Source organism: Dyadobacter jiangsuensis (genome assembly GCF_003014695.1).
In the GTDB taxonomy this organism is placed as follows: domain Bacteria; phylum Bacteroidota; class Bacteroidia; order Cytophagales; family Spirosomataceae; genus Dyadobacter; species Dyadobacter jiangsuensis.
In genome coordinates this window covers 775,796-790,210 of sequence record NZ_PYAS01000001.1, presented here as the reverse complement: position 1 = coordinate 790,210, position 14,415 = coordinate 775,796, and the positions used below count along the sequence as shown (strand labels likewise).

Here is a 14,415-nt window from a genome sequence, read left to right as displayed (position 1 = left end):
GTAACATTCTTTTTACATTCGGTTACAGTAAGCACATTAGTAACCATTCTTTTACCAAGAAAGACCTTGGTCATGCGATATTTCTTTACAACCGCACTGTGCGCCCTTTCCATGGGAGTCGCCCTGGCGCAGCAGCCTTCATCGACAGATTTTAACCTCAATTTTGAAAAAACACTCATTGCAGACAAGCTGCCTGCTCCCTGGATGGAATGGGGAAAAGGCTATAAATTCTCTCCCGATACCACGGAAAAATACCAGGGTAAGGCCTCCCTACGCATCCAGTCGCCGGAGGTGATGGACAATATACAATTCGGTTCTGCGGCCAACCCCTTGCCGGCCGATTACAGCGGCAAGGAAATAGAACTGAGGGGCTATATGAAATTCAGGGATGTCGGGAAGGGCTTCGCCGGGCTGATGATGCGGATCGACGGAAAATCGGGAATGCTGCAATTCAATAATATGCAAGGCGAAAACCTGCGCGGGACACAGGACTGGAAGCAGTACAGCATTAAGCTGCCCTACCCCTCCGGTGCAGATAAAATCTACATTGGCGCGCTGCTCGTGGGGCCGGGAACACTCTGGGTCGATCAGTTTGAGCTGCTTATCGATGGTAAGCCATTCACCGAGGCCCCTCCTAAAAAGATTTATGCCGCCGAGCTCGACAAGGAATTCGACGGCGGGTCGAAGCTGGCATTGGGTCCGGGTTACAAGCTTTCCAAAGAGCAGGCTACCAGCCTGGCGCAGCTGGGCAGGATATGGGGATTTGTGAAATACCATCACCCCGCCGTGGCGAATGGTAATTTCAATATGGATTATGAGCTTTTCCGCGTGGCTGCGCCGTACATCGCTGCCAAAAACGATACGGAGCGGCAACAGGTGATCGGCCAATGGCTGAGTAAGTTCGGGCCGATCAGGGAACTGTCGCCGGAGGCCATTCCGGCAGATGCGGTGATAAAACCGGACCTCGCGTGGCTTGCGAAGTCGGGCGATGCATTACCGCCCCGACTCGACTCCATCCGCCGGGCTGCCCGCACGGATGAGCATTACTATATCGCGTCGTATATCGACGTGGGTAATCCCGAATTCAAGAACGAAAATCCCTATGCGGAAATGGCCTATCCCGATGCCGGTTTCAGGCTGCTCTCGCTGTTCAGGTACTGGAATATGATCGAGTATTTCTTCCCCTACAAGCCGCTGATCCACGAGGACTGGCAGGCGGTACTGGAAGAATTTGTACCCAGGTTCGTGACGGCCGCTAACGAAACAGAATACAAACTGGCCGCATTGGCTCTCATTACGAGGGTCAAGGATTCGCACGCCAACCTCAATGGCAACCACGAAGCGCTGGACAAATATTTCGGGCAAAACTTCGCGCCCGTTCAGCTGAGTTTTATCGAGGGGAAACCGGTTGTTATCGATTATTTCAATGCGCAGTTGGGCAAGCAAACCGGGCTGAAACCAGGCGATGTGATCGAGACGATCAATGGAAAAGGTGTTAAGCAGATCATTGCCGAAAAGAAGCCTTACACGCCTGGCTCTAATCCCGTGATCCAGCTGAAAACTATGGCACCAAACTTGCTTCGGAGCAACGACTCCACGATTGCGATCACCTTCAAGCGGGCAGGAAAAGTGCAAAAAGCAAACATTTCTGTTTATCCGCGCAGCAAGGTTAATACATATGCCAATTACAACAAAAAGGACACTTGCTTCAAAATGATCGGGCAGGACGTAGCCTATATTTTCCCGGGGAAATTCAAAAATTCTTATCTGCCCGCATTGGCACCGCAAATCGGGAAAAGCAAAGGTTTGATCGTGGATATGCGGTGTTATCCGTCGGATTTTATGGTATTCTCATTCGGACCGATGCTGCTGCCGGAGGCGAAACCGTTTGCAAAATTCACCGTAGGCAACTTCAAAACGCCCGGTGTGTTTACCTGGACGCCCGAGCTGAAACTCGGCAAAACTAATCCCGATCATTACAAGGGAAAGGTGATTGTGATCGTGAATGAAAACTCCGTAAGCCAGTCGGAATTCACGACGATGGCCTTCGCCGCTGCACCCAATGTGACGGTAATCGGCAGCACGACAGCCGGGGCGGATGGTGATATATCACACATCGTCCTGCCCGGCGGGCTACGTACGAGCATCAGCGGTATCGGCGTCTACTACCCCGACGGCCGCGAAACCCAGCGGATCGGCATTGTGCCACAGGTAGAGGTGAAGCCCACCATCCAGGGCATTGCCGACGGCCGGGATGAGCCGCTCGAAAAAGCCTTGCAGCTCATCCACGGCAAGTAACCTCAAAACTCCCGGTCACCAAATTCGCTGGCCGGGAGTTTGGCTTTTTTGGCGAGTTGATTGAGGTTGTAGCTCAGATTAATGAGGAAAATGTCTGTTTCCTGAATGTAGTTGGTGGTCGTGTAAAAGTCTCTGCCCCAGGTTGATATACGCTGCTGGTTAGCACCTGCGATACCCAGGTCCATGTTCTGCCATTGCAATGTGGCCGAGAGTTTGCCTTTCAGGAACGTTTTCTTCACCGAAAGCGACGGATTCACAAACCGGGAATCCTCACCCTGCGCGGTTACTCTTTTCGACAAGTAGCTGATCCCCCACTGCGCCTGCAAAGTGGGGGCGATTTTGAAGGTAGTATTGGCATTAAAAGAATACACTACGCTCGATGTGTTCACCACTACCGTGTTCCCGAAAAGCCCTCCCTCGATCGCGTACCGATACACGTTCGCGCCGGCGTAAACCTGCCACCATTTAGTCAGGCTGGTATTCCCACCGATTTCCACGCCCCATGAAGTCGCCAGGCCTGCGTTGGTGTAAATACGGTTGACGATCGTATCATTGTAAACGCTGTTGACCCGGTTGACTACGTTTTTGATCCGCTGATTATACAAGGTTACAAAAGCACTTCCCTTTTCGAACTCTTTCACGACGCCCGCTTCGGCCGTTCCGATGAATTCGGGTAGAATGTCCGGATCACCCGATTCGAGGGTTTCGGAATGCTCCCGTTCGGGAAAAGGATTCAGCTCGTTGTTCGTTGTGCGCTGGACGCGGCGCGTGTAGCCCGCTTTCCCGCGCCAGCCTTTGCCCCATGCGTACTGGAATTGCGCAGACGGGAAGAAATTGGATAAATCAAGGTTGCGGGTAACGGCACCTTCGGCGGTAAACTGCCGGGTGGCATATTCATAGCGCAATCCACCCGAATATTCCAGCTTGCCCGATTTCCCGCTATACTGGCCGTACATCGAATGGATGTGGTTTTCCAGGCGCGTGCGGCTCGAAAACTGCGGCACCAGCACAAATTCGCCGGTTTCCATATTTTGATCCAGGTATTGAAATACGCCTTTCTGCAATTGGTTGCGATATTGGTAGCCTGTTTCCAGCTTCCCTTTGCCAATCGGTACAACATAGTCGGCCTGCAAGCGGTACGCATTTAAAGGGTTTTCGCTCGGATTGCGGGTGTTTTGCAAAGTATGCGTGCGGCCCGGCTCGGAAAGGTTGATATTGGTGGTGAGGCCGTCCAGCTCGGCAGATTCGACCAATCCGGACAACGTCAGCTCCGATTTATTTCCAAAACGATGCAGGTAATCGAGATTAGCAGACGTCACATCGGCTGTTTTCTGGGCAATATTGGAATTGAAATAGGTAATCCGTCCCACGTTCTGTCCTGTACCCAGGTTGGTTTTGGTATTGTTATAAACCAAATCGGCCCTTCTCGACTGGAAGCGATAACCCTTGTAAAAACCTGCTGAAATGACGTCCGACGGGCTGGCGGTATAGCTCACCGATGCCCGTGCCGTATAGTTGTACCGCTTGAAACTCCGCTCACCATCGGACGGGAAGGAAGTAAAAACATCCCCGATCGTCGTGTTGACGTCACCCACCCTCCGGCCTGTGAGATCGTTCCGAAGGTAACTGCCGCTCAGGTTCACTTCCCATTTACCAGCCCTGATGCCCCAGGCAGCGTCTGCGCCGAAGCGTTGCGGATTTTTCAGGTTATGATAGGTATGAACGGACGGTAACCCACCCTGCACATTCACCACCAGGCTCTGGCTGTCTTTCGCGACTGTTTTGGTAGTAATATTAATGATCCCCGATTTCCCGTCCGGATCAAAGCGCGCCGATGGGCTGGTGATAATTTCGACGTTTTCAATGCTATTCGCGGGAATCTGGTTAAGTACAACCGCGGGGTCGGTCTGCACCGGCTTGCCATTCACGAGCACCAGAAAGCCCGTCGAGCCGCGCAATGCGATATCGCCTTCGCTGTTGACTGTCACCGACGGCGTATTTTTGAGCACGTCCACAGCAGTACCTCCCTGGCTGCCCAGAAATGCGCCCGCGCGGTACACCTGCCGGTCGATTTTGTTTTCAACCGTGCTCCGGTTGCCTGTCACCTCCACAGCGTCGAGCACGCGACCATCGGGTTGCATGGCCAGAGGCGGTAATGCCACGTTACCCGCCTGCACGGGTACCGACGTGCGCAACTTCCCGTATCCCATGTATTGTGATTCGATGTAATACGCAGTAACACCCTGTTTTTCAAATAGGAAAGCTCCCCTATCATCTGCCAGCATGCCGCTTACCAGGGTTGAATCGGCTGAGCGGTACAATGCGACGGAGGCATAAGGCAGCCCCTGGCCGGTTTGATGATCGGTGATTTTGCCGGTAATGGTCACCTGGCTCTGCGCCATGATGGGCACTAATGCGCCAAAAAGCACTGTAAGGGTAAAAAGAAATTTCATAAGGGCTATTTCCGCCTGTTCACGGTGATGCGGCAAAAATAACCCTACAAACTCAGTAGACTTTTGTACTTTCGGTCCTAAAACTGGTATATCTAGGAAATCCCCTTGCGGTAAATGCTCGGCAGAACGCCGGTTTGCCTTTTGAAGAACTTATTGAAATGCGACGGGTCCGTAAAGCCAAGCTCGTAGGCAATCTCGCCCAAATTAGCTTGCGAGTAGAGCAGCAGGCGCTTGCTTTCGGCCGTCAGTTTTTCGTTGATCACCGCTCCGGCTGTTTTATCCAGAAACCTGCGGCAATTGGCATTCAATGTTTTAGGCGTCACATTCAATTGGCCGGAATACCAGGCGACTTCGTGCATGGATTTGTAATGTGCCGCCACCAGTTCAAAGAAGGATTTGAGCAATGGGGGCTCGGGCTGGCTGCGATCCATGTGCGCTTCACGTTTCAGCAAATTGAAGAGCAACAGCAGGTAAGTCTGTACAATAGCCTCATAATTTGACTGCCGTGAGGCATATTCCGTTTCAATGCTTTCAAAAATTCCCTCGAAAGTCGCCCCTGCGTTTTCAAGGCGGTAGCCGCTGCTGAATGCCAGAGGAAAGGTCTGAAACAGCGCATCATAAAGCGGGTGCCCCAGTAGAAAGTCCTTCTGCACCATGATTACGAAGCCTTTTGGGATGGCGGTCAGTTCCCAGTTATGAATCTGACCCGGCATCACGAGGTACAGGCTGTTGCCGCTTACCGGAAAACGGTGATGGTCGATCTGGTGCAGCCCTTCGCCCTGTGTAAGGTATATGATTTCGAGATATTCCTTGTGCCCGTGCGGATGAGTTGTTTTAATTACCTCCTTCATCCTTTTGATACGGAACAACTCTCTGTCGTTCAACTTATTCTTAATCTCGATTTGCATAAAACGGGGCCTAGGGATATTCTAGTAAATTAATAGAGTATACAAATTAAGTCAAAAGCATTGAACATGAAAAGAGGGCGCCCCGAAACAGGGCACCCTCTCGCACGTTAGCTACTCTAAATAATGGCTATTACGCCTGTTTCGCCAATTGGATATTGGCCAGGATCTTGATATTCTCTCCCAGTGCAAGACCGCCGGTTTCAGTAAGTGAATTGAATGTCACGCCGAACTCCTTGCGGTCGATGGTACCGCTTACTTCAAATCCGACTTTGGTATTACCCCAGGGATCACGCTCGGTACCGCCATATTCGGCTGCGAGTTCCACTTCTTTGGTAACACCTTTGATCGTCAGGTCGCCTACAAGCTTGTACAAATCGCCCTTATCTTTTCTAAGCGAAGTTGAAACAAAGCTGAACTCGGGATATTTCTCCGCTTCAAAGAAATCGGCATTACGCAAGTGCTCGTCACGGCCGGGCTGACCGGTATCTACGCTGTTGACGTCAATGGTAAAATTGACGTTGGCGTTCTCGAAACTATCGCCGTCCGTCGATGCCGACCCGCTGAAAGTACGGAAGAATCCTGTTACAGTCGAGATAACCAGGTGCTTTACTTTAAACTGAACTTCTGAATGCGCTACATCTACATTCCACGTTGTCTTTGACATGATTTCATTGTGTTTGATGGTATGAATACTTCACACCTGGCCCTCACAGGAAGCCACTCCTGATCGCCTGCCGTCAGGGCCGGGCGGCGATACAAAATTAGCCCCCAGGTGCACGCGAGATCGACCGCTTACCCCGAGGTTACCACTATACTCTTAGATAGTGGTTGCGCCTACCGCACTGGATTCAGGTTCATCAATGCACTTTCATATAAAAATTTTTCTACAAGAACAATCATTATTTGTAGAACCATATCTACGAATTAAATCATATCACGTAAACATTTAATTCGATATTTGTCCGCGAGTTACATGCTATCCTGCGCTCTCCCTCCTCGCCCGGCCAACAGATTTTAGTCCCGCAGAATTTGCTGCCCCGGGCCCGATCTATGCGGCCCCATTTACGCAGTCTGATCCAATCATGAATTTCAATCCCCTAATTTTTTCACCTAATCAAACGTTTGCTTATGAACAAAAATCTATTGATCAGGGCTCTTTTCCTGCTATTCGGAGTGCTGTGCTATGGAGCGGCCATAGCGGTCAACATCACCGGGACCGTCTGGGTCGATGCCGACAATGACGGCATCGTCGACGCCGGCGAAACCGGCACCGATTTTGGCGGTACGATGTACGTCAATGTCGTCAATGCATCCGGGGCGATTATTGCCTCTACACAAGTCGGCCCTGCCGGCGGCTATTCCTTCGCCGGCCTGCCCAACAACCTGACGGGCCACAAGCTGGTACTGACCAACACAGCCACCAATTCCAAGGGGAACCGCATACCGGGCACTTACTACGTGGCCGAAGACGTGGTAGGGCCAAGCAACACCGCCAACCAGGCCAATGCGCCGCTGAACGGCGAAATCGCGCTGACCAACCAGGCTGCCAACATGGCAAACCAGAACTTCCGGATGAGCCAGCAGACGCCGTTCGGGTGTCTGGATGGTATTGCTTATCAGATTGCAGTGGTTTCCGGGCAGACGGAGTCCTCCCTGTTCAGCTATAATGTGGGTTCGGGCACACGCACACTGATTGGATTGACTTCCTATTCGATGAACTCGTTGATTTACAGCACTGCTGCCGACAACTTCCTGTGGGCTACGCTGGTTGGCTCCAACGACATTGTACGGATCGGCGCGGGCGCCGGAACAGTAGTTTATGACATTGCAAACCTGCCGTCGGCCAGTTACAATGTGGGTGTGGAACTGCCCGATTCATATATGCTGGTTTACGCAACGAATGCAACGGACTACTACGTGATCGACGTCGACCCGACGCGTGCGACTTTCCTGGAACTGGTTGACCCTACCAACGGATATGCATTGAAAACGGGGCCGAATTACGGCACACCCGTTTCCGCAGGCTTTGCAGGCTCGGATATCGCCTACCTCACTTCCACCGGCCTGGCTTACGGAATCACCACAACCGGCGTCCTGCAAACGCTGAACCCGGCAACAGGTGCTGTAACGACCAACCCGACCGGCGTAACGGGCCTTCCGGCCGATCCATACGGCGGTTTATTCAGTGACAAGGCAGGCAAATTATATGCATTCAACAACACCACAGGAGGGTTTTACCGCATCGATCCCGTTGCCAACACCGCCACTTTGCTTTCAACGAGCCCTCCTTCGGGCGGAAACGACGCGGCAAGCTGCCCGAACGCATTCGTGGAATGTGATACCGATATTCCGGTGGTGCCGGCCGACGTGACCCTTTGCCCCGGCAATTCTACGAACTTCACCGTGGCCCCCGACGGCAATGGTCCGTTCACCTACCAATGGCAGCAAAGCACCAACGGCGGCGGTGCCTGGGCGAATATGCAAACAACGCCATTTACAGGCCCGAACGGCAGCTACTCAGGTGCCGGTACTGCCACGCTTACCGTAACGCCATCGACAGCGGCTTGGAACAACTACCAATACCGCTGCGTCATCACCAGCAACCTTTGTACTACGCAGTCGTCGTCGGCTACCATGAACGTGTACGCCACGCCCGGCGAACCAACACTGGTTGCCAGCACCGACGCTCCCATCTGCCCCGCAGTAACCTACGACCTGAACCGTCTGGTGGCAGGCCCAGGTCCTGCCGGCAGCACGTTGCGTTTTTACACTTCGTCGACGCCTTCCGCGGGCACCCTCGTGGCCGATCCTACGCAGGCACCTGCCGGCACGTATTACGCACGTTACGAAAACCCCGGTTGTTCCGGTCCGGTGAGCCAGCCGATAACCATCACAAGCTGCGTTACGCCTTTTGAATGCGAGGACGGCGTAGCCTATCAGGTGGCTGCGGCGGGGGGTGAAACCGTGTCTACGCTCTACGCGTACAACGTTGTCACTGGCGTTAGGACCCAGATCGCACCACTCACAACACTGGTAAATTCACTCATTTACAGCGAGATCGACAACACGCTATGGGCGACTAAAAACGGCACTAACTCGATCGTCCGCATCGGCGCCGACGGCACGCTGATCGAATACCCTATTGCCAATCTGAGCGGAAACTTCAACGTCGGCACCGGGCTGCCGGGAGGCTATATGCTGGTTTACAATTCCAACCAGCCGCGTTACTACGTGATCGATATCAACCCGGCACGTTCAACCTATCTGCGGCTGGTCGACCCGGCGAATAGCTACGCATTGCAGACCTCAGCGCCTTACGGCAAAGCGTTGAGTGCGGCCATCAATGTCGCTGACCTTGTGTATGAACCGGTTACGGGCTTGGTCTACGGGGTTGAATCCACCACTTCGAGACTGGTGACGCTCAACCATGTCACCGGGGTAACGACCGTCGGTGCCGTGGTAGCCAGCTTGCCCACAGGCACCTCTTTCGGGGCAGTATTTGCCGACCCGAGCGGCAAACTTTATGCATTCGCCAACGATCCCGGCACATTCCATCGCATTAACCCCACTGCGGCTACTTCGACGCTGCTTTCGACCAGCATTACCTCCAATAGCAATGACGGAGCGAGCTGCCCGAACTCAATTCTGGAAAACCTGCCTTTCGATTGCGCGGATGGTATTACCTACCAGGTGGCCGCCGCTGCCGGAGAACCTGTTTCTACACTCTACGCATACAATGTGAATACCGGCGCACGCACAGAAATCTCGCCGTTGCCAATGACGGTCAACTCGCTGATCTACAACTCTGCGGATAACATGCTCTGGGCAACCAAAAACGGCACCAACAGCATTGTACAGATCGACCGTGAAGGCGGTACGGTGGAATATCCCATCACGAACCTGCCCGGAACTAGCAACTTTAACGTGGGTGTAGAGTTGCCAAATGGCTATATGATGGTTTACACGACCAATCAGCCGAGATTCTACGTGATAGACGTTGACCCTAACCGCCCTTCGACCTACCTGAAACTGGTTGACCCGACGAACGGATTCGCGCTGCAAGCCGGCCCGACCTATGGCGTGGCACTGAGCGCACCTTTTGGCGGATCCGATTTTGCCTATCTGCCGTCGACTCAGCTCATATATGGATTCACGACCGATGCACGTATTTCGACGATCAACCCATTAACAGGTGCAGTTACCGTAGGCGCATCGCCGGTATCCGGCCTTCCAGGCGCCAGCGGCTTCGGCGCCGTTTTCGCAGACGCGACCGGTAAGCTCTATGCATTCCACAACGACTCGGGTCGTTTTTACAAAATAGACCCTGTTGCGAATTCAGCCAGCTTCATGTCAGCGTCGACACCATCCGGCAGCAACGACGGCGCAAATTGTGTAACCGCAACGCTTTGCGATATCGAGCTTACCAAGCCAAATCCGGCAGCCCAGATCGTTTGTGAAGCCACTACCGCTACTTTCGCAGTAAAAGCAACGGGTACCGGCACGCTTCTGTACCAATGGCAAGTGAGCACCGACGGCGGTACCAACTGGACAAACCTGGCCGCTGGCGGCGCTACCGATGCCAACGGAACCTATTCGGGCGCCAATTCGGACACATTGCGCCTTTCGCCCACCAACACTGTGTGGAGCGGCAACCAATACCGCGTGATCGTCGACAGCGACAGCGACCTGTGTACACTCACATCCGGCTCTGCTTTGCTCACCGTCCGGACTGAACAAGAGTGCGGATTGCCGGTTAAACTCGTTTCCTTCTCCGTTTCCAAAGAAGCCAACAGCACCGCGCTGCTCAACTGGAATACCTCCGAAGAAACCAACAGCGACCGCTTCGAAATCGAGCGCAGCTTCGACTCGAAAAACTGGACGATCATCGGAACAAAGGCATCGCACGGCGAAAGCAGCGTATTGCGTAAATACGATTTCGTGGATCAGGCACCGGCAGCGGGACTGAACTACTACCGTCTCAAAATGGTAGACCGCGCCGCGGACGATCAGAATGCCCCATTTGCATATAGCCGCATTCTGAGCATAGAATTCGAAGGCAACACAATGCTCGCCGCCTATCCCAACCCGGCCAGCGACCGATTGAAATTCAAGGATTTCGCAAAAGTGAAGTCTGTTGTCCTGCACAATGCCGCAGGCATAAAAGTAATCGACCGCAAGGCCGTCACCCCGGAAGGGCTTGACGTCAGCAAACTGGCTCCGGGCATTTACACCGTGAAGCTTACTTTGGCCGACGGCAGCCAACGGGTGCAAAAGGTAATCATAGTTAGATAAATAGTACTTGGTAAGGAAAAAAGCACAGGCCGGTTGGTCTGTGCTTTTTTGTGTTAAAACTAATGCTTTGGCGCAGGGGTGTTATCATTTTGTAGTACCAAAAATGGCAAATACACATTCCAATCCGCCTTCACTTCTTCCTGGTTAAGAAATCCCCGCGAATAATTGCCCAGTACAATATCGGGATCGCCATCGCCGTCCCAATCATTTACATCCATGCAAATCCAACGGCCGTTTTGGGCAATCGGCGGGGAAAATGGCTGGAATTTCAAATCGGATTTCGTCGACTGGTTTTGGAAATACAGGAATTTCTCTTCGGGATGATGGGCGAGGTCTGCGAAGAATGCAATCGATGCGATATCGAGGTCGCCATCACCGTCAAAATCTGCCGCCATCGCTTTGGTAGCCCCATTGGCGGGGTAAAACCATTTTTGTTCAAACTGAAAATCTCCTTTATTCAAATAAATATAAATGCCGTGGTAAGGTTTGAGAATGCGGGAATAATCGCTGTTGTCGCCTGATGTGTAGAGAATATCTGGCTTGCCGTCGGCATTGAAATCGGCGAGCTGGAAACTGGATGAGCCGTAAACGGGAGGAAAACGCAGCAATTCTTGTTCGGCAAATCCGCCTTTTTGGTTATTCGTAAAAAGCCAGATCCCCTCTTGCGCGTGAGCGAACAAAGCAATGATATCCGGCCAGCCATCACCATTGAAATCGCCGGTCACCGATTGCGTTGCACCCGCCACCTCGCGGACAGCTGATTTTTCAAACTTCCCGTCCTGCATTTGCCGGAACAGATACAGCCCGCCCTGATTATGCCCGAATGCGGACACGACATAATCCGTTTTCCCATCCCGGTTAAAGTCCGCCGCAGCGGTTTGCAACGGCCTGCGCAGGCCCGTGATAAAAGGCACAGGGTCCAACCCCGATGTCTCCACACGGTAGAGTTCGCCGCGCTCCACATCATAGGCCCGCATTTCCCCTACCGCCGTCACGATGGGCTGTCCGGGGGCCGGCCCTCCGGAGGCAAACAGCATATGCATCGCCGGCGAGGTCAGCGGAGCTTTCGATTTTTTACTGAAATCATGATCCCAGCGTACCAACGCAGGGATTTCGGAACTGCTTGTGTAAATCGACTGCCCAGCGCTGTCGATCGCAACCATGGTGGTGGTAGCGAGGTGCGATGTGTCGTCGGAAGGCTTTTTAAGCGTAAAACCGGCCCATTCCTCACGCACAGGCGTGGTCACGCGTGCCCCGGGCAAATGCACAGGCGCGAGAGAGTCATAATACGCCACGATTTTCATCCAGTCGGTTATGGGCATGGCCGAATTTTCACCGGCAAAATACTGGTTCCGCTGCCACACCTCGATCCCGAAGTATTGCGCCATTACCGGCAGCACCCGGTTTTTCCAGGTGTCCTTGTCGAGCAACGCCGGGTCGACAGGCAAATGACAGGTACTGCAATGCTTCCGGGCCGCATCCCTCCCCTCGGCCAGTTCGCCGGTCAGCTCGGTGTCGCCCGAAGTGCCGCAGGCTTGCAGGCACACTGCCGCGATAAAAATGCCGGCCGGTAATGCCGGGAGCCATTTGGATAATTTCATAAAACCGATCAATAATCCTTCTATTATAAACAAAAAGGGGCAGTTATAAACCGCCCCCATTGCTTTGGTAGATATTAGCTTGTTATTGGTAACCGGGATTCTGTTTCAATGACGATACGCCATTCTTGGTACTCAGGTCAATCTGACGCTGCGGTATCGGGAAGTACTCGTTCACATTTTTAAGGAACTTCCCGCCTCGTACGTCCGGCGTAATCTTGCCTTCGAATGCGATATAGGCATTCAAAGTCTGCTCAGCAATGCCCCAGCGCGACAGGTCGAAGAAGCGGTGGCCTTCCATCGCCAGTTCAAGCTTCCGCTCGAAATAAATGGCCGCCAATGCACCTTCTTTTCCTTTTGCAGCAAATGCACCGGCAGGATATTGCGCGATTTTGTAGTTCGCTGCAGGTGTCTTGGTAAATCCGCCCATTGGTTTGGCCGGATCGGCGTAGGTATATACCCAGCTTTCAGGCTTCGCAGCACGTGCACGAACGCGGTTCACATATTCCTGTGCTTTCGCCAGGTTGTTCTGCTGCGCTTCTGCTTCGGCAGCCATCAGCAGTACGTCGGCAAAACGGATCACCTGGATATTGATAGCCGTGCCCGGCGCCCATGAATGCTGATCCGAATATTTGTCCTGCGTAGCCTGCCAGTAGATATTCTTTTTAGGAGAATAAGGACCTGCATAGCTCTGGTCGCGAATCCACGACTGCCCCGGGTGGTTACCCCAGTCGAGGAACGGAATGCCGCGACGGCCTACCGTCCAGTCGATGCGCGGGTCGAGTGCCGTAGTAACATCCGGCGCAAATGCCGCGTCGGACTTGATACCCATGTCGTTCTTCAAAGTCGTCGCGTTGTAGCCGTCCACTTTGGGCAAGCCATTGGCGTCGGTCTGGAACGAGTTGGCGAGGTCCAGGCTCGGCTGGTAGAAACCGCAGCAGCGGAACGGCGAGTTGTAAGGGAAGTTCAGCATACCGCCGGTGTTCGCATTGTCGATGGTGTTGGTACCGTCGTTGGCAGCCATCTGAATCGCGAAAACCGATTCGGCGAGGTTCTTTTGCGCCGCGTCGAAGTTGTCCTGGTATTTGGGTAACAGGTCGTATTTCAATCCATTGCTGGTAACACCCTGCGCGATCACCTGATCAAAAATGGTCTTTGCTTCCGAATATTTCTTCTCGTAAAGGAAGGTTTTCGCCAGGTAAGCAGCAGCAGCCCATTTATTTGCGCGGCCTACTTCGGCTTGCGTGGCAGGGAGGTTGTCCATCGCAAATTTGAAATCCGCCTCGATGTTCGCCCAGATATCGGCATCATTCTTCACCGCTGCCGGGTCCGGCGTAGTTTCATCCACCCAGGGCACCATATTGAACATTTTCTTCAATTCTGAATAGTAATGTCCACGCAGGAAACGCGCTTGGGCCGTATAATCCGTCTTTTCGGCGTCGGTGATCCCCGATGTTACGAGCGGGATGAATTTCAGCACCGTATTGGCGCGGTTGATGCCTTCATAGGCAGCCCGCCATTTGCTATTGAAAAACCCGTTGCTCGGTCCCGCGCTGTAAATCATAATGGAGTTGATACCCGGCTGGTCGGCACCGTCGCTTCCCTTTTTGGCATCTCCGCCGGCGATACTTCCGTAAATCCAGTTGTCGGCAGCGGCATCCCATGCACTGGCAGCCCCTACCCCGTTACCGTCCAATGCCGCATAGGCCCCTACCAGCAAGCTCTGCACGCCCGCCTTGGTGCTCAGCTGCGCATCGCTCAACGAGCCCAATGCAGGTTTGTCCAGAAAACTCTCTTTGCAGGAATACGAAATCAGACCGAAAATCGCGACCAGCGCTATTTTTGAAAATCTAAATGTCTTCATCT

Annotated in this window: 7 protein-coding genes; 2 read left to right on the top strand and 5 right to left on the bottom strand. The window is 53.1% G+C overall.

The features are described 5' to 3' along the window. Positions 1 to 72: 72 nt before the first annotated feature. The gene (locus tag CLV60_RS02925; protein WP_106593858.1) at positions 73 to 2,298 is read left to right on the top strand and encodes a S41 family peptidase; all 2,226 of its coding nucleotides are present in this window, start codon (positions 73 to 75) and stop codon (positions 2,296 to 2,298) included. A gap of 2 nt (positions 2,299 to 2,300) precedes the next feature. Here CLV60_RS02925 and CLV60_RS02920 read toward each other — a convergent pair whose 3' ends face one another. From CLV60_RS02920 to CLV60_RS02910, 3 genes are all read right to left on the bottom strand, one after another. Further along, entirely contained in the window at positions 2,301 to 4,751 is a 2,451-nt protein-coding gene (locus CLV60_RS02920; RefSeq protein ID WP_106593857.1) for a TonB-dependent receptor, read from the bottom strand. Between the two features lie 92 nt (positions 4,752 to 4,843). Then, positions 4,844 to 5,659, bottom strand: coding sequence for a helix-turn-helix domain-containing protein (locus CLV60_RS02915; protein WP_106593856.1), 816 nt, complete (start codon positions 5,657 to 5,659; stop codon positions 4,844 to 4,846). 130 nt (positions 5,660 to 5,789) lie between these two features. Continuing rightward, positions 5,790 to 6,323, bottom strand: coding sequence for a YceI family protein (locus tag CLV60_RS02910; RefSeq protein WP_106593855.1), 534 nt, complete (start codon positions 6,321 to 6,323; stop codon positions 5,790 to 5,792). Between the two features lie 464 nt (positions 6,324 to 6,787). On the opposite strand from CLV60_RS02910, the gene CLV60_RS02905 reads away from it, so the two are divergent. Next, complete coding sequence (locus tag CLV60_RS02905) at positions 6,788 to 10,951, top strand: DUF6923 family protein (protein WP_106593854.1); 4,164 nt, start codon at positions 6,788 to 6,790, stop codon at positions 10,949 to 10,951. Between the two features lie 59 nt (positions 10,952 to 11,010). Here CLV60_RS02905 and CLV60_RS02900 read toward each other — a convergent pair whose 3' ends face one another. Beyond that, positions 11,011 to 12,552, bottom strand: coding sequence for an FG-GAP repeat domain-containing protein (locus CLV60_RS02900; RefSeq protein ID WP_106593961.1), 1,542 nt, complete (start codon positions 12,550 to 12,552; stop codon positions 11,011 to 11,013). Between the two features lie 82 nt (positions 12,553 to 12,634). After that, positions 12,635 to 14,413 (bottom strand): RagB/SusD family nutrient uptake outer membrane protein, encoded by a 1,779-nt coding sequence (locus CLV60_RS02895; protein ID WP_106593853.1) that lies wholly within the window; start codon positions 14,411 to 14,413, stop codon positions 12,635 to 12,637. Positions 14,414 to 14,415 lie beyond the last annotated feature (2 nt).